The sequence below is a fragment of the Psychrobacter sp. NPDC078501 genome, from assembly GCF_044900935.1.
Taxonomy (GTDB): Bacteria; Pseudomonadota; Gammaproteobacteria; order Pseudomonadales; family Moraxellaceae; genus Psychrobacter.
Genome location: NZ_JBJDOS010000003.1, coordinates 474,155 through 497,803, shown reverse-complemented (window position 1 = coordinate 497,803; position 23,649 = coordinate 474,155). Strand labels below are relative to the sequence as shown.

Annotated in this window: 20 protein-coding genes; 8 read left to right on the top strand and 12 right to left on the bottom strand. The window is 42.4% G+C overall.

From position 1 onward, the window contains the following. The first annotated feature begins 61 nt into the window (after nt 1-61). Nucleotides 62-685, top strand: a complete 624-nt coding sequence (locus tag ACI2IW_RS07890) for a manganese efflux pump MntP family protein (protein ID WP_404693275.1) — start codon at nt 62-64, stop codon at nt 683-685. Nucleotides 686-778: 93 nt separating this feature from the next. Here ACI2IW_RS07890 and rlmF read toward each other — a convergent pair whose 3' ends face one another. Together rlmF and ACI2IW_RS07880 are read right to left on the bottom strand one after the other, a co-directional pair. Beyond that, complete coding sequence (rlmF, locus tag ACI2IW_RS07885) at nt 779-1,816, bottom strand: 23S rRNA (adenine(1618)-N(6))-methyltransferase RlmF (protein WP_404693274.1); 1,038 nt, start codon at nt 1,814-1,816, stop codon at nt 779-781. Nucleotides 1,817-1,903: 87 nt separating this feature from the next. Next, nucleotides 1,904-2,659 carry a LysE family translocator gene (locus ACI2IW_RS07880; RefSeq protein ID WP_404693273.1) on the bottom strand — a complete coding sequence of 252 codons (756 nt, stop codon included), beginning with the start codon at nt 2,657-2,659 and terminating at the stop codon, nt 1,904-1,906. 229 nt (nt 2,660-2,888) lie between these two features. Between ACI2IW_RS07880 and ACI2IW_RS07875 the strand changes: the two genes are divergently transcribed. From ACI2IW_RS07875 to ACI2IW_RS07865, 3 genes are read left to right on the top strand one after another with little or no spacing between them, the layout of a single operon-like run. Then, complete coding sequence (locus ACI2IW_RS07875; protein ID WP_296208796.1) at nt 2,889-3,689, top strand: crotonase/enoyl-CoA hydratase family protein; 801 nt, start codon at nt 2,889-2,891, stop codon at nt 3,687-3,689. A 44-nt stretch (nt 3,690-3,733) separates the two neighbouring features. Then, entirely contained in the window at nt 3,734-5,890 is a 2,157-nt protein-coding gene (locus tag ACI2IW_RS07870; RefSeq protein WP_404693272.1) for an McrB family protein, read from the top strand. After that, nucleotides 5,868-7,280, top strand: coding sequence for an McrC family protein (locus tag ACI2IW_RS07865; RefSeq protein ID WP_404693271.1), 1,413 nt, complete (start codon nt 5,868-5,870; stop codon nt 7,278-7,280). Before ACI2IW_RS07870 ends, ACI2IW_RS07865 begins: the two co-directional genes overlap by 23 nt. A 239-nt stretch (nt 7,281-7,519) precedes the next feature. Here ACI2IW_RS07865 and ACI2IW_RS07860 read toward each other — a convergent pair whose 3' ends face one another. Then, nucleotides 7,520-8,338 (bottom strand): hypothetical protein, encoded by an 819-nt coding sequence (locus ACI2IW_RS07860; RefSeq protein ID WP_404693270.1) that lies wholly within the window; start codon nt 8,336-8,338, stop codon nt 7,520-7,522. Nucleotides 8,339-8,704: 366 nt separating this feature from the next. Between ACI2IW_RS07860 and ACI2IW_RS07855 the strand changes: the two genes are divergently transcribed. After that, nucleotides 8,705-9,868, top strand: coding sequence for a MalY/PatB family protein (locus ACI2IW_RS07855; RefSeq protein ID WP_404693269.1), 1,164 nt, complete (start codon nt 8,705-8,707; stop codon nt 9,866-9,868). Nucleotides 9,869-10,001: 133 nt separating this feature from the next. On the opposite strand, the gene ACI2IW_RS07850 is transcribed toward ACI2IW_RS07855, so the two are convergent. After that, nucleotides 10,002-11,870 (bottom strand): BCCT family transporter, encoded by a 1,869-nt coding sequence (locus tag ACI2IW_RS07850; RefSeq protein ID WP_404693268.1) that lies wholly within the window; start codon nt 11,868-11,870, stop codon nt 10,002-10,004. Between the two features lie 419 nt (nt 11,871-12,289). On the opposite strand from ACI2IW_RS07850, the gene guaA reads away from it, so the two are divergent. Next, entirely contained in the window at nt 12,290-13,900 is a 1,611-nt protein-coding gene (gene guaA / locus ACI2IW_RS07845; protein WP_114701469.1) for a glutamine-hydrolyzing GMP synthase, read from the top strand. A 161-nt stretch (nt 13,901-14,061) separates the two neighbouring features. Here the strand turns inward: guaA and ACI2IW_RS07840 are convergent, their stop codons facing one another. The 8 genes from ACI2IW_RS07840 to ACI2IW_RS07805 all read right to left on the bottom strand — a co-directional run bounded on the left by ACI2IW_RS07840 (nt 14,062) and on the right by ACI2IW_RS07805 (nt 21,141). Continuing rightward, on the bottom strand, nt 14,062-14,790 hold the full coding sequence (locus tag ACI2IW_RS07840) for a hypothetical protein (RefSeq protein ID WP_404693267.1): 729 nt from the start codon (nt 14,788-14,790) through the stop codon (nt 14,062-14,064). 101 nt (nt 14,791-14,891) lie between these two features. Further along, a complete protein-coding gene (locus tag ACI2IW_RS07835) occupies nt 14,892-15,896 on the bottom strand; it encodes a YhdH/YhfP family quinone oxidoreductase (protein WP_404693266.1) in 1,005 nt (334 codons plus the stop codon). Between the two features lie 174 nt (nt 15,897-16,070). Continuing rightward, complete coding sequence (locus ACI2IW_RS07830; protein WP_404693265.1) at nt 16,071-17,048, bottom strand: zinc-binding dehydrogenase; 978 nt, start codon at nt 17,046-17,048, stop codon at nt 16,071-16,073. 411 nt (nt 17,049-17,459) lie between these two features. Further along, entirely contained in the window at nt 17,460-17,714 is a 255-nt protein-coding gene (locus ACI2IW_RS07825) for a DUF2798 domain-containing protein (RefSeq protein WP_404693264.1), read from the bottom strand. Nucleotides 17,715-18,002: 288 nt separating this feature from the next. Next, nucleotides 18,003-18,380 (bottom strand): DsrE family protein, encoded by a 378-nt coding sequence (locus ACI2IW_RS07820; protein WP_101204698.1) that lies wholly within the window; start codon nt 18,378-18,380, stop codon nt 18,003-18,005. A gap of 177 nt (nt 18,381-18,557) precedes the next feature. Beyond that, entirely contained in the window at nt 18,558-19,109 is a 552-nt protein-coding gene (locus ACI2IW_RS07815; RefSeq protein ID WP_404693263.1) for an acyl-CoA thioesterase, read from the bottom strand. Nucleotides 19,110-19,168: 59 nt separating this feature from the next. Further along, complete coding sequence (locus ACI2IW_RS07810) at nt 19,169-20,266, bottom strand: YheT family hydrolase (RefSeq protein ID WP_404693262.1); 1,098 nt, start codon at nt 20,264-20,266, stop codon at nt 19,169-19,171. 272 nt (nt 20,267-20,538) lie between these two features. Then, nucleotides 20,539-21,141, bottom strand: a complete 603-nt coding sequence (locus tag ACI2IW_RS07805) for a YigZ family protein (RefSeq protein ID WP_404693261.1) — start codon at nt 21,139-21,141, stop codon at nt 20,539-20,541. A gap of 197 nt (nt 21,142-21,338) precedes the next feature. Between ACI2IW_RS07805 and ACI2IW_RS07800 the strand changes: the two genes are divergently transcribed. Beyond that, the gene (locus ACI2IW_RS07800; protein ID WP_057757631.1) at nt 21,339-22,043 is read left to right on the top strand and encodes a pseudouridine synthase; all 705 of its coding nucleotides are present in this window, start codon (nt 21,339-21,341) and stop codon (nt 22,041-22,043) included. A 391-nt stretch (nt 22,044-22,434) separates the two neighbouring features. Beyond that, entirely contained in the window at nt 22,435-23,511 is a 1,077-nt protein-coding gene (locus tag ACI2IW_RS07795; RefSeq protein ID WP_404693260.1) for a disulfide isomerase DsbC N-terminal domain-containing protein, read from the top strand. Nucleotides 23,512-23,649 lie beyond the last annotated feature (138 nt).

The window sequence follows — 23,649 nt, the reverse complement described above, 5'->3', positions numbered from 1 at the left end:
GTTTCACGTGAAACTCATTTTTTAGCGTTGCTATTACCTAATTATAATCTGTGGAAATCAAATGGTTGAAGTAATTTTACTCGCTATTGCTTTAGCGATGGATGCGTTTGCAGTGTCGATAGGGTTGGGTGCTAAGGCTCAAAAATATAGTCATCAATATGTACTGCGCTTGGCTATCTATGCTGCGCTTTACTTTGGTATTGCTCAGGGCGTGATGCCTCTTATTGGATACTTATTGGGTGCGGCAATGTTGGGTTGGCTGGCCGCTGCTGCACCTTGGATTGGCGGCACTATTTTGATTGCTCTAGGTGGCAAAATGCTTTACGAAGTGCTTACTGCTGATGAGTCAGATACTGACAATGATGATCTGGACGTTAATGACGATGCTATTAACACTGATAGTGACACAGTAACAGCCAAGAGTAAGCGTGGACATATCAATCATCGCACCATGTTTACATTAGCGGTTGCAACCAGTATTGATGCAATGGCGGCAGGGTTTACGCTGAATTTATTGTCACTGAACGCGTGGTTAGCCTGCCTTATTATCGCTATAGTAACCGCTATATTTGGCTGGCTCGGGGTCTATTTGGGACGTCGCTCAGGCACATGGCTAGAAGATAAAGCTGAAGCGTTGGGCGGTATCGTGCTTATTGCAATTGGTCTAAAAGTAATGTTTTTTTAGCTAATTTAGTTTTTTACTGAGTATTTATACAAAAGCACCGCTTTGAATATCAAAACGGTGCTTTTTTGTTTCACGTGAAACTCAAATCAGTGATTATTCTTCGTCAGTGTCAAAACGCCAAGCTAATACACGAGTGCTTTTTTGACCTTGGCTCATCTCGATAATGCGCATTTGAGCGACGTTTAGCTGCTTTAACAATAATTGCAATGGCTTAACGTTTTCAGATTTCGACACTAAGGTTGTGAACCAACCAACGTGTTCTGCAAAGCTCTGGCTTTCTTTAGCCATCTTGGTCAAGAAGGCAATTTCGCCACCTTCACTCCATAGCTCTTTGTGCTGACCACCAAAGTTTAGGTTTTGCGCAGCGTTGCCTGATTTGGTTGAACTGCGGCTGATTTGCTCGCTTTCATTCTTACCACGATGGCGCTGTAAATTGTGCTGCTTGCGACTGTTGGCTTCCATCGCTTCTTCTAATGAAGCATGAAATGGAGGGTTACAAACCACGACATCAAAATAATCTTGACGACCAATGATGTTTTTAAAGATAAATTTAGGCTCAGGCTGCAGCTTTACTTTGACCGCACTCTTTAGTTTTGGGTTGGCTTCACAAATCAGCGCTGCGGTATTGACCGAGATAGGGTCAATGTCACTTGCTGTAAAGCGCCAGCCATAGCTCTGACTACCAACGATAGGGTAGATAGCACTGGCACCAGTACCGATATCAAGGGCGTGAATTTCTTTACCTGTTGGCGGTGTGTTATCGGTGTTTACGTGAGTGGTTTGCGCCAGTAAATCCGCGATATAGTGAATATAATCGGCACGTCCAGGAATCGGCGGACATAGATAGCCTTCAGGGATATCCCAAAACTTAACCCCGTAATAGTTCGCCAACAGTGCTTTATTCAGCACGCGAACAGCCTGATGATCCGAGAAGTTAATCGTCGACTCACCTTTAGGATTGGTAATGGTGTGGTCAGCAAGCTCTGGTAAGGCGCGAGTCAGTACTGCAAAGTCGTAACGACCTTGGTGCGGGTTGCGCGGGTGTAGCTGACCGAGTTTTTTTGCGGTCGCAGGAGATCTGTTTCTGTGTTTACTATTTGCAGGGTTATGGGTCATGGGCTTACTTGTCATAATGTCAGGCTACGATATATGGATATAAGTAACCAGTGTAGCAGATTTCGCAGGTTGCTAATTGTTTATCCGCGCTTTATCGGTCGCTTATCGATGGCGCAATATCAAGTTAAGCCCTAATACGATCATCGCAGTACCCAATACGCGGTCGATCCAATGCTCAAATCTTTGGAATCGTCGATGTACCGCAGGGATAGAGAGTAGCATGACAACCGTACTAAACCACGCCATCTGTAACACCATCATCCATACACCATAAATAGCCAATTGCCAAAGCGGTATGTCAGGCGACAATACAAGAGTAAAAATAGCTAAAAAATAGACAGGGGCTTTTGGATTAAAGACATTACAAAGAAATCCGCGACGCAACGTAGCAAAGGTAGATTCGCCATTACTAGGCGATTTTTCGATAGTGGTTTCTTTGGTTGTAGGTGTGGTTTGGCTAGTAAGCAAATCTTGTGGAACGTGAGCGCTTGAACCTACTTGCGGGTCTGCTTTTTCCAAAGGATGTGTTTTTTCTAAAGGATGAACTGTTTCTAACTCTGCTGGTTTTTTAGGCTTAGCTTGGATACCTTGCCAACCTAAGTAAATCAGATAGCCGCCCCCCAACCATTTAATAGTAGTCAATAACGGCTGAGAATGAGCAATGACAGTCGCCAGTCCTAGCACCGAATAGATTATGTGTACGGCAAGACCCAAGGTAATACCGAGACTACAAATCAAACCTGTGCGTCGACCTTTTGCTAATGTCTGCTGCGAGACTAAGACAAAATCAGGGCCAGGTGAGGCCGCAGCCAATAGATGGACGCTAGTGATGAGCAAAAAACCGTGCCAAAATTCCATAAAATACTCTGAACCATACTTAGACCTGCAACATAGTTGCACTTATCGTAAATGAGGTCAACTTTTATCGATTTTTGCACTATGCGAGTCATCTCTATTGCTTGTGTTATAGAACGAGGGTGTCTATATTAAAGGTGACTCATCGCTCAATCTCTACCGATAAATTATCGAGATTTGATCATATAACCACTCATTACATGCCAATGATTACTTTAACAAGGATGGAACCATGACTACGGATAGTAACGCCACAGAAAACCGCATCACTTATAACACACAAGGCCATGTTTGCCTCGTCGGGCTAAATCGTGCCAATAAACGCAACGCCTTTGACAGTCATATGATTGCCCAACTGTCTGACGCCATGACTCGCTACGAGCAAGACGACAACTTACGCTGTGCATTAATATTTGCCCATGGAGATCACTTCACTGCTGGGTTAGATTTGGTAGAGCTACAAGACAAGCTAAACGATGGCGTGTTTGAGTTTAATGACGATCAAATCGACCCATGGGGCATTAGCGGGAAACTACGTACCAAACCAGTGGTCGTCGCGGTAAAAGGTACTTGCTTTACGGTAGCTATCGAGCTGATGCTAAATAGTGATGTGGTCATCGCTAGTGATAACTGCAACTTTGCTCAAATGGAAGTCCAGCGAGGCATTATGCCATTTGGCGGTGCGACGGTACGGTTTGTCGCAGCAGCAGGCTGGCAAAAAGCCATGCCGTATCTACTCACTGGTAAAGCATTTGATGCGCAAACGGCAGATAGACTGAATCTGGTCAGTGAAGTGGTAGCAAACGGCACTGAATATGAGCGTGCATTGACGCTAGCCCAAGAGATCTGCAAAGCTGCGCCTTTGGGTGTGAGAGGGGCGTTGTCCTCAGCGCAAGATGCCAGTCGAAATGGTGCAGCAACGGCATTGGCCAATATTCATAGCTATCTGCCGCCGCTGTTTCATTCAGAAGATGCCAAAGAAGGTGTAATGGCAATGGTTGAGAGACGTGAGGCTGAGTTTAAGGGGCGTTAGTTTTAGGAAAAATACTAAAAAATTATTAATTTATAGGAATAAATATGGAGCAGGTCGTCGTTAGAAGTGATGATTATAATTCTAAATCGCAAGTCACTAAGTATGAATGGTTAGAGATATTATCTAACGATAACTTTATGACCAATAACTATAAATATGTGCTGAGCATCTTCTTTTTAGAACCTGAGCACAAGGCGACCTGTAAATATTTAGCTGAGAAATATAATACCTCTCCTTTCTCAATCAGTGGGTTTATCACTGGGTTTAGTAGGGCTGTTCAAGAGCATTTAAATAGGTTTGAAATAACTACTGAGGAGGGTGATAAGACCTACTGGCTAGTTACAATGCTCGGTAAGAAGGTAGCGGGTAACTTGTTTGAATGGACACTACGAAATGAGTTAGTTGAAGCAATGATGGAACTCGACTATATCAATGCCAATGCTATCAAAATAGATAGTATTGGTCATTTAGTCAGTCTTATAAACAAAGACGTTGGTAGTTTTAAAAAAGACTTTCTCATAGCTAGAAAAGAGCTGGTAGGTAATCAAAAGATCACTAACTCACAATTATTGTTTAAATATGATAGTGAAGATAGACAATGGGCGATCAATGAAGGAGCAGGCACCGAAGTTCAGTATCATATTTACTTATCAAACAATAAGATTGGTTATGGACTGGGATTTAATACGCTGTACGTCAGATTTAAAGATGAAAAGACACCGATAGAATATATCAAACCTTATATGGATGCTTTTATAGCTTTGAAAAACAGTGATGAAATAACAAAGCTTACCGATAGAAATTTTGCATTGAGTACAAGCGATGCTGACTTCCAAAATCCTGTTGAAGATGAGCACTACTTATTCGGTCGAATTATAGAATTAGACGATGCACAGCAATTGTCTTTAATTGACTATTACAGCATCATAAGTGACTTGAAGGGAGATTTGTTTAACGCATATAAAAACGTTTTTGAGTTTGCCAACAAGCTAAATTTGAACGGAAAAATAGCCACTCAAAAAACACAGCAGTCAATAAATCACCCGCTACTTAAAGAAATTAGCGAGCTATTACTTGCTAATAAAAATCTCATACTTACAGGTGCACCAGGAACAGGTAAAACCTATTTAGCTAAAACGTTGGCTGAGGAATGGGGTGCAAAATATGAACTCATTCAGTTTCATCCATCTTATGACTATACTGACTTTGTAGAAGGCTTACGTCCTATTCAAAATGTAAACGGAGAAGTTGGTTTTGAGCTACGAGATGGAAGCTTTAAGAAGTTCTGTAAAGAAGCCCTAAAATATCAAAATAATCAACAGTTAAGTAATTTTGAAGAAGTTTACCAAAGGTTTATAGATGATATATCCGAAAGCTCTACAGACCTGACAACGCCAAGTCGCGAAAGTCCGTTTAGTATTATTGTCAATTCACGCGAAAATATCACAGCAGTTCTTTCGAGCGAAACACAGCGGCAAATCACTTTAACCAAGCCTTTAATACAAAATTATTTAGAAACAGGTAAATCATTACGCTGGAAACCGTATTTAACTTCAGTATGCGATTATATCGAAGAAAATTATGACCTCAGAATGTCTGATACGGGCGATAAAAGCAAAAAATTCATTATTATCTTGGATGAGATTAATCGTGCTGAAATCTCTAAAGTATTGGGTGAGCTGTTCTTCTCTATTGACCCTGGCTATCGAGGGGAGAGTGGTAGAGTCACTACTCAGTATGCCAATTTGCAAACGGATGAAGATGTATTTAAAGAAGGTTTTTATATACCAGATAACGTCTATATCATCGGCACTATGAATGATATTGATCGCAGTGTTGAGTCTTTTGATTTTGCTATGCGTCGCCGTTTCGCATGGAAAGAAATAAAATCAGTAGATCGACTATCTATGTGGAAAGGTCAAATTGATGATTGGGCAGAGGAAGCTAAACAACGCCTAATGGATTTAAACAAGGCTATCGAATCTGTGCAAGGATTGAATTCAGCTTATCATGTTGGCCCATCTTACTTCTTAAAGCTTGCCAACTATGATGGCGATTTTGATAAGTTATGGACATATCATTTAGAGTCGCTACTTTTTGAATATCTGCGTGGTTATCCTGATGCTGAGCAACAGATTCAAGGATTAAAAGATGCTTATAATCTACAGTTAGGGTTTGATGATGATCGTAACGACAGATAATACCTCATTAATTTTAGGCTCTAATGAGCCAAACGTTAATAAAGTTATAGATGATTTATCACTACTCGCTAGTAAAAATATTGGCGAGCTAGTGACCGCACACCCCAATTTACTGATTTTCCCCGCACATTTTGAAGATAACGAAGATGATATTGCCAGTAAGCTAATCTTTGAATTAAAGGTTAGTGAGTCTCAGACCGTTTTAGAGACAGGCAATGTCATGGGCTTTATTGGTGTAAAAGATACACAGTTGAAAATCCAGTCCCGTTTTGCTCGGGCTTCTGTTGTAGATAGTGATGACCAAGCCAATCAAGAAGAGGCTATTGAAGAAGATTATTTTCTACATTATATGCTGCAAAAAGTATTGTGTATTAACCTGTTTGATTTAAAGCACAGTCGAAATCAAACCAACTTATTTGATTTTTTAGTATATTTATTTCCTCATTTTCTTAAAAAAGCGCTCTCACAAGGCCTGTATAAAGAGTATCAAAAGCAAAGCTATAACGACAGTAGTCTCAAAGGGGCTATCAATGTCAAAGCCCATCTGCGACAGAATCTGCCATTTCGAGGCAACGTTGCCTACAGTGTGCGTGAGCATAGTTTTGATAATCCAATTTCCCAGCTCATTCGTCACGCCATAGAGCTTATCAAACAAAAACCTAATCTGAGAGATGTGTTGCATAGCGACAGCGAAACACTTGATTTCGTCAATCTGATTGTCCAACATACTCCGTCATATCATGTACGTGACCGGCATACTATTATCAATACTAACCGTAAGCCTTTTGTACATCCTTACTTTACAGAATACAGTGGCCTGCAAAAAATCTGTCTGCAAATTTTACGTTATGAAGGTTTGAAATACGCTAACAATGATGATAAGGCTCACGGCATTTTATTTGATGGAGCGTGGTTATGGGAGGAGTACCTCAACACACTACTACGTCCTATCGGATATGACCATCCCACTAATAATAACCGACAAGGTGGTATCAAGGTCTATGCTCAAAAATTTTCAGGTAATAACGTCCGTCGTTATCCTGACTTTGTGAAAGACAGTCGTATTATTTTAGACGCTAAATATAAGCGCATGAAAGATAACAAAATCGATAGAGATGACCTTAATCAAGTCCTGTCATACTTGTTTTTGTATAAAGCAGATATCGGAGGTTATATTGCCCCTACAGAAGAGGCTGACTTGGCGCTAAATATGGGATTGCTTAATGGTTTTGGTGGCAGGATCTACAAATTTAAGCTCTCCATTCCGCAAAAAGTCACAAGCTATCAAGTGTTTAAAAGAGCTATTGCTGAGAATGAAGCAAAGTTAGTTAAGAGTATTGATGAGTTATCAGGTATTCAGAGTAGTAATCAACCACTTATGATTATTTAAAATTCGTCATTATATAATATGGGTCTTAAGGTACGTTTTAGCCATGAGATAATCTCTAATGGCAGGATTAGCTCCAATTTTATAATAACTCTGATAACCACGAAATCTAACGCAGCACTTCAAAACACCATCAAGCGAACCAAACATACCACCCAAAAAAAACCTCGCAATCGCAAGGTTTTTTGTTTTATCTAGTATGACTGACTACAATAGCGTCAGTGTTAACCACTCAACTATAATTATTTAGCTTTTTGGTAGTAATCAACCATCATAGTACCCAAAGTGCCGTTGTCATCGATCGTGACGATTCTGACCGTACCTGATTGTGCTGCGGTACTCGATTGCACTTGTCCAGCGTTACCTAGGACGACTTGGTTGTCTTTGGATGCTTTCGCCTCGTTACCGATAGCGATACTGTTCATGCCGCCCGCCATAGATTTATTACCGACCGCGACGGAAGTTGCGCCTTGTGCCATAGCCGCTTCACCAACAGCGGTAGAGCGCATACCGCTTGCATTGGCTAGATGACCAAACGCTTGTGCACGTTCAGCGGTGGCTTTTGACTGCCAGCCGATAGAGGTTGAGCCTAGACCAGCGGCATTGGCTTCACCGCCAACGGCAGTGGCTGAGTTTAGACCTGCATTGGCTTTGTTACCGACAGCAACCGTATCATTATTGCCACCTGCCATAGCTGCCTCACCGACAGCGGTAGAGCGTACACCACTTGCATTGGCTAGATGACCAAAAGCTTGCGCACGTTCGGCAGTGGCTTTTGACTGCCAACCGATAGAGGTTGAGCCTAGACCAGCAGCGTTCGCTTGACCGCCAACGGCAGTAGCTGAGTTTAATCCTGCATTAGCCTGACTACCGATAGCAACGGTATCATTGGTGCCGCTAGTTGTGGCAGCGTTGCCAAGAGTGATAGCGGTGCTGCTAGTTGCGTTTGCAGTTTGATGGTCAGTTCCTGTTGCCATAGCAGTGCAGGAAGCAGTTGCGGCAATGGCAAAAGTGAGGGCACTAATCTTTAGTACTGATTTCGGTAAAAAGTCCATTTTCATTCTTCATTCCTTTTTGTTAGCCTTGGTGGCTTATTAGATAGTTTGGGTAGATGTTGATAGATTATAATCATGGCAACATCAGCGCACTCTGGCACAAATAACTTTATGATAGATAGAGTCCGAAACATTAATGTAGCATTAATTTTTAATCATTATTGAAATAATGTTTACTTTATATCTTTGAAGGTTATTTAAGCCGATAAATGAATAATTAAGGTCTAAGAGCACTTTAATTATTTATGAAGAATCGAATGCGCCTTAATCTATTAAAGCAGATAGCGTAGCGTATATTAATAATATAGTGCACATATTGCGCTGTGTTTTTGACGTTTCAAACCATTATTATTCCAAATAAGAAGAGTACCAATGCAATATAACTTTGATGAGATAGTCGATAGACGTAATACAGGGTCACTCAAATGGCACTATACCGATGACACGATTCCGTTATGGGTTGCGGATATGGATTTTAAGGCTGCGCAGCCTATCTTAAACGCAATTGAGCAAACAGTGCAGCATGGCATATTGGGCTATACCAAACCTACTGACGCTTTGTACGATTCGATTATTAACTGGCATGGCAGTCGTTATAACTTGCAGTTAGAGAAGCAAAATATCTTGTTTTCCCCGGGTGTTGTGCCAAGCCTAGCGCTGATGATGAATGTTTTTACCAAGGTAGGCGAGGCCGTAATGGTCAACGATCCTATCTATACGCCTTTTACGACTAAGGTTGAGCAAAATGGTCGCAAGCTTGTACTCTCTGCATTAAAAGAAGACGAAGGTAAGTATCGTTTAGACTTGGCTGATATCGAAGCCAAAATCATCGAGCATGAGGTTAAGCTTTATCTACTCTGTAATCCGCATAATCCTGGCGGGCGTGTATGGACGAAGGACGAGCTGGAAGCGCTACTTGCGATTTGCAAAAAGCACAATGTGGCGATTGTCAGTGATGAGATTCATCAAGATTTGACCCTGACTGGTCATACGTTTACGCCGTTTCTGACGCTAGCAAAAGGTTATGAGCACAACGTCGTCAGCCTGACCTCAATGACCAAAACTTTTAATATCGCAGGTATCAAAGGCTCTATGATATTTGCTAAAGATAAGGTACTAATCAAAAAAATCAGTCAGCAGCAGCAGTTAAATGACGAGTATGAGCTGAATCTATTTGCGTATACAGCTATGCGCAGTGCTTACGAGCACGGCGGTGAGTGGCTAGAGCAGGCGCTTAGTTATATCGAGGCCAATATTGAATTGACGGTGCAGTTTTTAAATGAGTATTTGCCTGATATTAAGATCATGCGCCCAGAAGCCTCGTATTTGATTTGGGTAGATTGCTCAGCGTATGCTGAAGACGATCAAGCACTGTATGACATCCTTCGAGCTGCCAAGGTTGAGCTGAGTGCGGGATTCAAATATGGTGAGGAAGGTCATCTGAGAATGCGTATTAATGTCGCATGTCCTAGAGTATTGCTACTAGAAGGGTTGACTCGTATGCATGCAGCGTTGGGTGATGTTGTTAAACCCTGATTGATAGCGTTAAGATGTTATAAAGGGGCTATATAACAAAAAATATAGATAACAAAAAAGGCTGGTCTACCAATGTAGTCCAGCCTTTTCACTGCTTTAAAACAACGTTAATGGTGATTTTTATTAGTAATAATTAATCATCATTTTTCGCGTTCTCAGCATTTTCAGTATCCTCACGCATTTGCTCCCACTCTTCATGTTGATGCATGACTGAGCCTTCTAGAGATTCTGATGTTTCGCCTACTTCCCACGGTGCATTGTCAGGTAGCTCTTCGATATGAATGGTTTTTAGACCGTAATCAGGCTGATAAGCCAGATCATATCTAGCGGCTTTAATCACAGACATCATCATCATACACAGAATAACAATAAGCGGTGCACCCGCGATAATAGAAGCCGTCTGCAAGGTTTGTAGATCTCCCAAGAACATCAAAATGGCGGGTAATAAACACAAAGTAAATGCCCAAAACAGGCGATTCCAACGATGCGGCTCATCGTCTACTTCTACCTGTACGACAGATGCCAAGATATAAGAGATTGAGTCAAAGGTTGTGGCGGTAAAGATAATGGCCAAAAAGGTAAACACAGAGATGACTACATATGACATCGGCAAGCTATTTAATATCGCAAAGATGGCAGCCGTTGGTGACTCATTATTAAGTACGGCAACCACATCGACCGTACCTGTTAATTGCAAATACAAGCCATAGTTGCCTAAGATAATCATAAACATGGCACAGCCAAGCGAGCCATAGAACATGGATCCCAAGACCATATTACGTATGGTACGTCCTCTAGAGATTTTGGCAATAAACAGACCGATAGTTGGTGCAAATACTAGCCACCATGCCCAATAAAAAACAGTCCAATCTTGTGGAAAGGTTGTGTGTTCAAAGCCGAACTCTTGGAAGTCTTTAAAGGGTTCGATATACGTCATCATGAGTGGCATCTCGGTGATAGAACGCCCTAGCGCTTCTAAACCTGTATTCAAAATAAAGACAGTTGGCCCAACAATTAAAATAAATAATAAAAAGGCGACTGCTAAGTAAAAGTTAATGTTGGAGAGTTTTTGAATACCGCCTTTTAGCCCTTGATAGGCACTGTATGCAAAGATCATGGTGGTGACTAATAACACAACAATCTGCATCGTGGTGTTACGTGGCAAACCAAACAGATTGTATAAACCTTCATTGATAAGCGGAGAAGCAAGTCCCAGCGTTGTCGCACCACCACCAACCATACCGAATATAAACAAGACATCAAGCAACTTCACCCAGTTACTACTTGCCAGTTTTTCACCCAACAATGGCATGAGTGTTTGGCTAACTTTGAGTATCGGTGTCTGACGCACATAATAAAAATAAGCGATAGGCACAGCAGGCACTAGGTAGATGGCCCAAGCAACAGGGCCCCAATGAAAGATACCGTAAGTGGTTGCCCAACGAATGGCATCAGGTGAGCCACCAGGTAGGTTAAAAGGTGGACCTTGGTAGTAATAAGCCCATTCAATCAAACCCCAATAAAGAATACTGGCACCAATACCGCCGCAAAATAACATGGACGCCCAAGAAGAATCCGAAAACTCAGGAGTTTCTTCTGGGCGGCCTAGTTTGATCTTACCGATGTCAGATATCACGATGTAAATGACGAACATCATGGCGAGAACACCGAACGCTAGATAAGCGAAGCCAAAGTTATCAACTACAAAGCTACGTGCTATTCCTACCCAGGCTTTACCTTGTTCGGGAAATAATATCAAAGGTACGGCGATACTGAAAAGGATAGCTAACACCATAAAAAACGTAAATTTGTCGATACGGGTGTCAGGTACGTGGTCAGGACGCCACTGTGGTACTGACATCCCTACATCAAAAGTACCTAGATGTGGAGGTTTATGGTGCTTTGATCGTGCTTTTACATAATCTGGAAGGTATTCTTTTGAAGGTTTACCCGTGCCTTTATCTGGTTTCCGACAATTTTGCTCGTTATCAAAGTTACTCATTTCATTGTCTCTTTATATTGCCCTTTGTATTTGACGTTACTATCTATCACTTACTATCACTTATTCAGTTTTTAAGTCTACAGTTCCTTTTTCTCGTGGTTGAAATAGGTCCTTAGATAGCTTCTATCTTTACTACTGTTATGTGTATCGTATTTTTGTGGCAATGGTCAGCACAGACACTATGAGCATAGTAACGATAAATACATAGTTTTGTTTGTTTGTTTGTTTGCCATATCCCTGTAATGAAGTGCTTTTGGTTTTCTTTATTATTTATTTAAGTCGGGTTGTTTTCGAGCACTTACCTTCTGAAAATTTAAATATTTATGCATAACTGTTAATAATTAATCATCTAATAGCCAATAGAGGTCGTAAACTTGTTAAAATAGGGCACCAATTTATCTATTGATGGATATCGATTTATGACCACTGCTGCTGCCACTCCTGCAATCAAAGAAGATCGCATCTTAATCCTCGATTTTGGCTCGCAATATAGCCAGTTAATCGCCCGCCGTGTGCGCGATTCTGGGGTGTTTTGTGAGATGTTCCCTTATGATATCGACACTCAGCGCATCATCGATTTTGGCGCAAAAGGCGTCATTCTGTCAGGTGGCCCTGAGAGCGTCCACGCAGAAAACAGCCCACGTATCAACGATGCGGTATTTGATCTAGGCGTGCCAGTACTAGGTATCTGCTACGGTATGCAAGCGATGGCAGATCGTTTTGGTGGGCAAGTTCATGCCAGTGATATTCATGAGTTTGGTGCAGCGACCATCGAAGTAAATGGTCACTCGCAGCTGACTGACGGTATCGAAGATAGCAAGACTGACGGCGCGGCTGCCAAGCTAAACGTTTGGATGAGCCACGGTGATAAGGTCATCGAAGTACCTGAAGGCTTTGACATCATCGCTAGTACGCCAAGCTGTCCAATCGCGATTATGGCCAATGATGATAAGCAATACTACGGCCTACAGTTCCACCCAGAAGTGACGCATACGCTACAAGGTCAAGAGCTGCTTGGCCGTTTCGTGCATCAAATCTGCGAATGTGCAGGTGAGTGGACGCCAGACAATATCGCTGATATGCGTATCGCACAGTTAAAAGAGCAAATCGGTGACAAGCAGGTATTGCTAGGTCTATCAGGCGGTGTCGATAGCTCAGTCGTTGCAGCATTATTACACAAAGCAATCGGCGATCAGCTGACTTGTGTGTTCGTCGATAACGGTCTATTGCGTCTGCACGAAGGCGATCAAGTGATGCAAATCTTTGCAGAAAATATGGGCGTAAAAGTCATCCGTGTCGATGCCGAAGATTTGTTCTTAGATGCGCTAGCAGGCGAGTCTGATCCAGAGAAAAAACGTAAAATTATCGGCAAAACCTTCATCGACGTATTCGCTGATAGCGCGCGTCAAGTGAGTGAGCAGAGCGATGGAAAAGTCGTTGAGTTCTTGGCACAGGGTACGATCTACCCAGACGTGATCGAATCTGCAAAGTCACATCAAGGCAAAGCACACGTGATTAAGAGCCACCATAACGTAGGCGGTTTGCCAGATGATTTGGCATTTAAACTGATTGAGCCGTTACGTGATTTGTTCAAAGACGAAGTGCGCAAGCTTGGTATTACCTTGGGTCTACCAGCCAAAATGATCTATCGTCATCCGTTCCCAGGTCCAGGTTTGGGCGTGCGTATCCTTGGCGAAGTCAAAAAAGAATATGCTGATATCTTGCGTTTGGCTGATGCTATCTTTATGCAAGAGCTTGAGCGCTCAGGCTGGTATGACAAGACTGCGCAAGCATTTGCGGTATTCCAACCAATCAAATCTGTCGGTGTGGTCGGCGATGGCCGCCGCTATGCATGGGTAATCGCGCTACGTGCGGTGGAAACCGTAGACTTTATGACGGCTCGCTTTGCACATCTGCCGTATGATTTGATCGAGACTGTATCGAACCGCATTATGAATGAAATCGCTGAAGTATCACGCGTGACTTATGATGTTTCGAGCAAGCCACCTGCAACGATTGAGTGGGAATAACATCAAGCCAAAAATCTGATTAGCGTCGTCAAACTCGTTCAGCCTACTTGATGTAGTGCTATCACTCGTTTTCCTCGCTACTCAAATTTTTTGAATTGATATACAACTTGTTATAAATAAAAAAGCACTCAACATGGTTGGGTGCTTTTTTTATTTCAAGGCTAATTTTCGATAGGAGAGTTGCTCTGTATTAAACCAGTATATACAAGGGATAGACTGTTGATTAAATCTGTTACCAATTTATCTATTGCTAGTAATACGCTTTCATATTGCTCAATAGACTCATCACTTACCATCTCTTTGATGTTGTCATATGACATTTTATCAGTAATCTCTTTTATTGAGAGAGACTCTGTTTTAGCATTCTCTATGGTTTGTAAAACACATAAATTCTGATTAGAAAAACCAGCTTGATGAGCTACTTTATTTCTAGGTTCTCGTAGATCGGCTACGGCACTGTTCATTTCTTCTAAAATGGCAGACGATATAGGATAGGACTTTAGTAAAGCTTTCTTGATTTTATTTTTACCGTTTTGATTCTCTATCTTACTACTTTCCATCAATATAGTTGATCCAGCTAACAGGTATGATCGGTCAACTACGCTAGTCAATCTAAGTAAAAGGTTTTCAATATGATGAGCATGATGCTCAGAAAAATTATATTCTGAATCTTCATGGTTTTTTTTGCGTAAATACTCCATTGTGATCAACATGTTTTTTAAAGCGTTATCAATTTCATAGACTCTTGAAAAAATCTTTTGAGCATATATTTCGATGGGTGAAGCATCGTAGCTGTTATCACCATTAGATAAAGCATCCATACCTTTAGAAATAGATTTAGTAACTAATGGAAAAAACTGTTTTATATTTGGATTCTCAATATGAAGCATGATATTCCTTAATCACATAAAAATTTATAAGGGAAAAATTTAAAAAAGCAGCACCTCAAAAGAGATGCTGCCTTTTATTTATAAGACTAGCTCTTAAAAAACTATCCTGTCACATTCACCACATAACGCCCAACCACTTTGCTAGACATAAAGCGATCTAGGTATTCTGGCGTTTGCTCTAGCGTAATCTCTTCACCATAGCTCTCAAGATTAGGCAGTTTCATATCGGTGGCGACACGTTTCCAAATGGCTTCTTTATCAGCCAATGGAATGTAGACCGAGTCGATACCCAATAGTGACACCGCGCGGGTGATAAAAGGTATCACCGACATCGAAAAATCAGCACCACTGGCTAGACCACAACTGGTCACTGCACCACCAGATTTGGTTTGCTTGAGTAGGTTGGGTAAGTAGTCGCCGCCGATGGTATCAATGGCGTTTGCCCATAGTTCACGGCCGACAGGCTTGTTACCAATTTCATTGATGGTATCGCGATGACGTACTTCGCTCGCGCCTAATGCCTTTAAGTGCTCGCTTTGTTCAGGCTTACCAGAGAATGCAATCACCTCATAGCCGAGCTGCTTTAAGATAGCGATACTGATAGTACCGACGCCACCTGTTGCGCCTGTTACAGCGACTGGACCATCACTTGGTTTTGCGCCCATTTTTTCTAGTTTTTGCACACTTAGCGCTGCGGTTAAGCCGCCTGTACCATAGGTCATCGCTTCTTTTAGTGTCAGCGTTTCTGGACAAGCCAGCGCCCACTCTGCTGGAATTGAGATCATTTGACCGAGACCGCCATCGGTATCCATACCGAGATCATAGCCGAATACCAATACTTCTTGCCCTACAGCAAACGTGCCTGATTTGTCACTGACGACGACGCCTGCTGCATCGATACCAGGGGTATGTGGGTACTGTTTGGTGATTCGTTTATTACCAGTGGCTGACATCGCATCTTTGAAGTTTAACGATGAATAATGCACTTCGATGAGCAAATCGTTTTCTGGTAGATCACTGATTTTGCGTTCTTGAATGCTTTTTTTGAATTCACCATCGCTGGTTTCTTCAACGACTAATGCTTTAAATGTTGTATCGTTTGACATGGTTATATCCTTATTAAATCTTATTATTTGCGCTGATTGGCTTAGCGATACTATTACAGCAGAATGGTTAAAAAAGCCCACCGTACCTTATCACTAATACACATGGGCTTTCTTATATTTGCTAATACCGCTGGTTTTTGCCCTTATTACGAAATTACGAGGCGAGTATAGGAATTAAGGTTTTAAAAGAACTTTGCCTTTTTTACTTGATTGTACTTTTCCAGAGACGGCAGTCGTGATGTCGTCTAGACTATAGATAGCTTCGATAGGTAGCTTTAGGTCGCCGTTCGAAGCGCGCTCTAGTAGCTCATCGATTAGACGTTGTTTGTTGTCTAGATCCATTTCTTGGCTGGTTTTGCTGCCCCAGAATCCTTTCACAGTCGCTTGCTTAAAGATCAAGCTACCAGCGTCCAGTGCCATTGGCTTGCCTGACATGATACCGAATGAGACCAGCGTTCCTTTGCTACCCAGTAGCGATAGCAGCTCATTGCTCGACTCACCACCGACTGAATCAACGGCTGCTGTGATCTTGTCATCGCCGATGATGGCGCGAACTTGGTCTTTCCAGTCGTCATCAGCAGTGACGACATTGTTTTTGATACCGAGTGAGGTCAGCTCTTCTATCGCGTCTTTGCTACGGACTAGGTTAATCGTGTTCACACCGCGTGCTGCTGCGAGCATGGCAAGGGTTTTACCGACAGCGCCGTTTGCCGCATTGTGGATGATCCATTGACCGCTATCTACTTCTAGGAACTCTAATAGCATTAGGGCAGACAGCGGCATAGCAATCAGCTGTGCAGCCAATTCGTCTTCGATAGTATCAGGCATGTTAAATACCATGCTGGCAGGTGCGACGAAATACTCCGCCCACGTCTCGTGCACACTGGCACAAGCCACACGTTGGCCAACGCTTAGATCTGTCACATCATCGCCCACGGCATCGATAATACCTAGCGCTTCACTACCACCGATGGCTGGCATCTCAGGCTTATAGCCATATTGACCACTTACCGTTAGCAAGTCATGGTTGTGAATAGGGGAGAGAATGGTTTTGATACGGACTTCGTTGGCCGCTGGCTGCGGCATGGGGCTGTCGCCAACGCTCAATACGTCAGAAGGTTTGCCAAAGCTGTTATGAATAGCACTACGCATGATGATTTCCTTTATGTATTTATGATTTAATTTATGTATAAGTGTATTAAGAGTCTGAATAACCGACTATAAACATCATGTCATTGAGATTATTCATCAATGTATTTTTTCTTCTAGTAGAAACGATACCATGATAATGATGCTTAGAGGTTATCGACTAACAAAGACACTATACTTAAAAATAGACTGGTCGTCTAGGAGTTGGATACATTTGCGCTAACGGGATTTTGTTATAGAAAGCTTGGCTTACATCGGTAATATTCTCTAGCGTTAGATAGTCAATCGCATATATATGGAATACGGCATTAGGCCAGTTCAGTCTATTCTCTATAGAACCTTGACTTGCTTACCCTATATCTAAACTATCTTATAACGACGATGACTCAGAATTATGATAGCTATCGATACTGTTTAATAAAACTCTATTCTACTCAGTACGTGCTCTTGTACTAGATAGGCACAGATATATGCGCTTGGCCACGCAAACATAAAGGCTAGTCCCCAAGAGTGTATCAACTCCATAAAAAATCCGTCGATAAAGCCTTGTTTGACTACCAATAGGGCTGTTGAGATAATCAGTGACATCATCATCGCCATCAGACCTGTAAAGATAAGGCGGTAATATTTGCGGCGCGTACGTATTCTGATAGTGGGGAAGTTGGCCATAGTATTCGGTTGTCCTACATAGTGTTAGCTACGCCCAGCCTATGATGCGGGCATACATTGTAAATATAATAGTCAGGTAATGAGCAGTCATGATAAACGGGGTGTGAACTACCAGTGTTCATCATACTCCGTGGAGTCGAACGGGTAAAATCGTTATTATTAATGGTAGGGTTCACGTTATGTTATTAATAAGTACCCTGCCAATCTAAACGAAAAAAGAAACACCAGAATATCTGATGTTTCTTTACTACCTAGTAGGGTTATACAAATGAACCATTTACGAACATCTTAATTCAACTGCAACGACCCTTTCGCATTCATCAGTAGCTCAACCACATCATCACCGCTAATCACTTCAAAGCGCTTGTCGATGTCTGACTCTTCTACACCGTTGTGTTTCATACAAGCGCCGCAGACCAACACTTGGCCACCTTTTTCAATAAAGGCATCTAGTAACTCACCAGCTGGCTCAAACGGATCGCCGATATCTACATTGTCTAGCGCGTTTGGTTTTGCCAGATGCACCGCATCCACCATTAATATCACAGTAGCAGAATGGCCTTTTTTCAGTGCCACGCCTGCCATGGTAAATGCTAAAGTAATTTTGCTTGGGTTTGATTCGCTATTATCAAATAACGTACCGACATAATCTGTTGTATTAGCCATATTATTCTCCTTATAAGACTATATTTGTTTTGTCTGAGTATGTACTCACTACTACCCTAACATTTATTATATGTATTTACATAATGAGTTGTTATGAAATAGTAGCTATAAGGTTGCTTGCTTGTACTATCTGTTAAATAAGATAAAAGTAATGGATTACTAGCTTACAAAGTTAAGTTAGTCAGCTGTATCGACGGGCGGCCACGGACGATCAGCATCACTTTTGATCCACTCAGCCACGTAACCTGTTGGCGGTAGATCCCAGTCAGATTGGCCAAGTGCAGCCAGTACTTGTGCCATGTCGATCACTCTGCCACCTTTGGTCACACCGGTACGCAGTAGACCAGATGAGCAGGGCTGCCCTTTGACCCACATTGATTGCTCAATATACAGCCAGCGTGCGTCGATACCGACGATTTTGGTCTTGAGTGTGACTTTTTGAAAGGCGCGAATACGCTTACGGTATTGGATAGTGCTGCCAGCGATGACCAAACCCCAGCGTTGCTTTAACAATTGCTTGCCAAGCCCAGTCCGTACCGCAAAGTCCATACGACCCAAATCATAAAGCGTAAATACGCGGCCGTTATTCATCTCCAAAAAATTATCTATATCGGATAAGCGGCAGCGAAATTGAATCTCACTAGTATCTTTAAATGTCAGTGTATCGCCCTTTTTTGCTTTTAGAGCAGCATGAGCGATGGTGCTAGCATAACGGATAAATGGGTACATAAAACACTCTCAAAAAGTTATAAACGTTGGCGTTATTATTTTGTCATTGATGACAGTGATTATTTATTGTCAGAGCCCACATCCTGAGAAGACTCGCTAGTAGAAGCCACACCAATCCAATTAAAATAAGCGCTGACAGTTTCAGGTATCCAGTTAATATCGAATTTTGAAGTCTTGGATTCTTTATCATTGGTGACAGACGATTTGCTTTTGGAATGCCCGTTGTCTGAGCGGTACCTCAGATAACCGATGTGCCCACCATGCTCAGTATCTAAGATAGTGACACTATCAGAGACATCATTTGGTGTTGCGGTAAAGCCAATAAAAGGATCGTCTTTTGCACTGATTAATAGCAGAGGGTGAGTGACGTTGCGCAAATACGGCATGGCGGATGCAGTATGATAATAGTCGTTTTTGGAGCGATAGCCGTGACGCGGTGCAGTAAAGATATCATCGAAATCACTGATACGATTGGCAGCTTTGATAGAGTTGATTTCATCTTGAGTAAGATCGTTTGCCAATGCTTTTTTGATAATTGGGTTAAGCAGATAAGGCGTATAGATACGATGACTCAAAAAGCTGTGCATAGTAATGGCAGCTGAAGACATATCGACTGGCGCGGAGATAACAACAGCACCTTTACAAAGGACTTTGTCCTCATATTCGCCCATATATTTGGCCAGTGCATTACCACCTAATGAGACGCCAACGGCATAGATATTGGCATACTGCTCACACAAGTTTTGTAGCGCATGATGCACCTCATCAGTGTCACCGGCATTATAAAATACTGTACCACTGGCAGGAATACCGCCGCAACTGCGGAAATGTGCCACCACAAAATGCCAACCTTGCGCGTGCATTTGGTACGCTAGTGCGCGTGCATAATGACTATCACTACTGCCTTCCATACCGTGGAAGAGGACAATCAATGGGGTTTGCTCAAGCTCACCATCTTTTGATGCTTCTACAGGGTGCGCATCATAGAAATCATAAGCAATATCACTCTCGTCCAATGAGTCTTTTTCGACCACGCGGCGGTAGGTCGGTGCCTTTGGCGCGAAAAACTTAGGCAAGATGCTTTGCAAGTGTGGATTGGTCAGCCAAAATGGTGGCTTAAAAGGGGCTGGAGAAAAAGGTTTGGTTGAAGTTGACATATTTTGGTCTTATTTAATGATCGTGGAAAAACAAATAGAGTAGTGTGATAAAGGTTTTTTTATCATAACGCCAGTACCTGTGAAAACCAATAATTTTCAGTGAACGCATGATTACTGAAAACAGTTATTGAAAACAGCTACTGGAAACAGCTACTGAGAAGTAGGTGCTAAAAATAATTTACCGAAAAACAGCTCCTGAAACAATTTAACGAATAAATATATTGAACACAGAACTGTCCAAAATTTGCGACGAGAATAGCTAGGCAGCATTTTTAATCTTCTGGCTTATCTAATACTCGACCATCCATTGCTAAACGCGCTTTTAAATTTTCGACATCTGCTTCAGCAAGTGTGGCGGTTAAGGTCACTTGTTTGCTATAGGAGACATCGTCGATATGACCGCCAAGGCTCTCTATCATATAGCGGCATTGGGCTTCGGTGGCAAACTCTGCCAGTATCTGAATCTGGGTCATCGGTACATAAGGGTTTAGTATCATCTCGTCGACGGCCGCTTGAGCAGAGCCCGCATAAGCACGGGTGAGACCGCCAGCACCCAATTTGATACCACCGAAGTAACGCACCACGATGATAATCACGTTGCCGATCGACTTATGCTGCAGTACATTCAATATCGGTCGACCCGCTGTACCGCTAGGCTCGCCATCATCATCAAACCCTGCACTAGTGGTATTATCTGGATCACCGATGATATATGCCCAGCAGAAATGCGGTGCATCAGGATATTGCTCGCGCAGTTGTTCCACGTGAAACATTGCTTGCTCACGGGAGGTCACTGGATAGGCGTAAGCGATAAACTCAGATTTTTTAATTTCGAGGCGCGTGGTAACGGCACGTTTTATCGTTTGATAGCTCATATTTCATCAGGCTTAGGTTGGATATGTTAAACTGGTCTGACTTTCACTGGCTTTTGTATTGGGCACAGTGTTTATTTAATTTTTCATTATAGTACCATTTCTAACCATCGAAGATAACGAGCCGCTCACGGCTGAGTGCTGGCGTCGTTAGTTTCTGATTTAGGGCTGGTATAATAAAACCGATGGTAGTAAATAGTATGCGTTTAGATAAATTCATTAGTAAAGCCACCGAGCTGTCGCGTAAAGAGTCAAAAAAGATCATGCACGCCGGCGAAATCACCGTAAACGATCAAGTGGTTAAAGATCCTGGCCTACATGTCGATGTGGTCAATGATGATGTGATGTGGGCGGGCGAGCCATTGTCGGTCGCTGCGGGCAATCGCTATATCTTGTTGTATAAGCCTGAAGGCTTTGAGTGCACGCTAAAAGTTAAAGAGTATCCAATCGTCACTGAACTGATTGCTGTACCAGAATTGGGTAGCCTGCGTATCGCTGGGCGTCTCGATGTCGATACCACTGGCGCATTGCTGATGAGTGATGATGGCGGCTGGCTACATCGTGTCACCAGTCCTAAGCACGAGCATGCAAAGGTGTACGAGCTGACATTGGCAGATGCAATGGATAGTGATGCACAAGAAAAAGCCGTGAAGAAAGTGGCTGAAGGCATCTTGCTTGAAGGTGATTACGAGCCAACCAAGCCTGCTGTTCTTGAGTTCATTGATGAAAAACATGCTCGCCTAACATTAGAGCAGGGTAAATATCATCAGGTCAAACGTATGATGGGTTACTTTGGTAATCGAGTAACTGAGCTGCACCGCGCCAGTATCGGTCATATCAATCTAGAAGGCCTAGAAAAAGGCGACAGTCGTTTCTTAACGCCAGAAGAAGTTGCCAAGTTTTAAGAAATAAGCACTAAAACTATTAAGCTTTGGCCTTAGTATTTGTCTTGAAACTATCGTTTTGAACCCATTAGCAGCCGCTACCCAGTGTGCTGCTTTTTGCGGTCTGCTATATTGTATTTATGTCTACTACCTACCTGTGTTGCCTATCTCTTAAAGATAAGTAGCAGTTTTGCGACATTAGCCATTTATTGCTTTGCAAAACTATCCCATATGCTACAGTCTTTTTTATCTATACTTTTTTATCTATATTTTTATGGCAGACAACCCTTAAACCAATTCCAAGAATCTACCTAATCAGAAAATAGATTGCTATCTTTCAGTTAGTGGTAGCTTTGGAATTGGTCTTAATATTGAAAACTGCCATTATTAAAAACCAGATAGGAATCTCTCTGTGACATTATCTGTATTAAAGTCCACTAGTCTAATCAGCGTCATACTATTAGCAACCACTGCTTGCGCTCAGCCAAGTTCAGCGGATGCTAATAGCAATAACGTAACGCAAAGCACTACAAATTCACAAGCAGCTCAAGCAGTGAGTGCAGCTGTCGATAAGCGATTGCGCCAAATATTGACCCAAACAGGCATCAAAACACAGATTACTTCTATTGTGCCATCCAAACTGCCTAATATGTATAAAGTGAATTTGGCCGGCCAATTGCCGCTGCACATCACCGAAGATGGTCGTTACGTCATTCAGGGTGAGCTACAGAAAAACCCAAGTAAGCAAGTTATCACCGAAACGCCAACGCGTAGTGATAGCCTGGGCAACAGTAGCCAAGTAGGTAAACCTGTCAGTGCCTCAGTCAAATCGTCTATGCTAGCAAATATGGCTGCGCTTAAGAACATGAGCGCGAAAACACCGTTCTTTTATACCGCAGTACCGGGTGTCATCTGGGGTGCAACGCTAGAAGGCGTGCCGTTTTTACTATCGGACGATGCGCAGTATATTACCGATGGTGAAATATCAGTCATCGAAAATGGTCAATTTATCGGTCTCGATGAGAACTTTGAAAAACGCAAAAACCAGTCTGTGTTTGCGTCATTGGACAAAAGCCAGTTAATCACTTATCCAGCAACCATTACTGAGAGAGCCGTTATTTATGTGGCGGATGATGTGAATTGCCCTTACTGCCGCCGACTGCATCAGCAAGTGCCCTCGCTCAATGCAAAAGGCGTGACGGTCAATGTCATCGGCTATCCGATATATGAGGCGTCACCAAAGCAGATGCGTGGTATCTGGTGCCAAGCGGATGAAGACAGTCGTCGTCAGGCATTCGACAAGGCGATGCTACAGGGTGAAATGACACCTGCATCAGTAAGTTGTACGGTTGACCATGTAACACCCAATCGTGAAAAAGCAGCTGGACTCGCGGTAATGGCGACGCCTGCCATCTATCGTGAAGATGGCGTGCTATATCAGGCGAGTTTTGAGAGTCCAGAATTTCTAGAGTTTTTGGGTGTTGAATAATTGATTAGTATGGTTGAGTGTTCTAGCAATTCAAAACTTTAAGGTATTAGACTGCTAAACAAAGTAAAAAAACCGCCCTATGAATCAGTTCATAAGGCGGTTTTTTTATGGTTCTATTCAGATATTTTTGCATCTCAA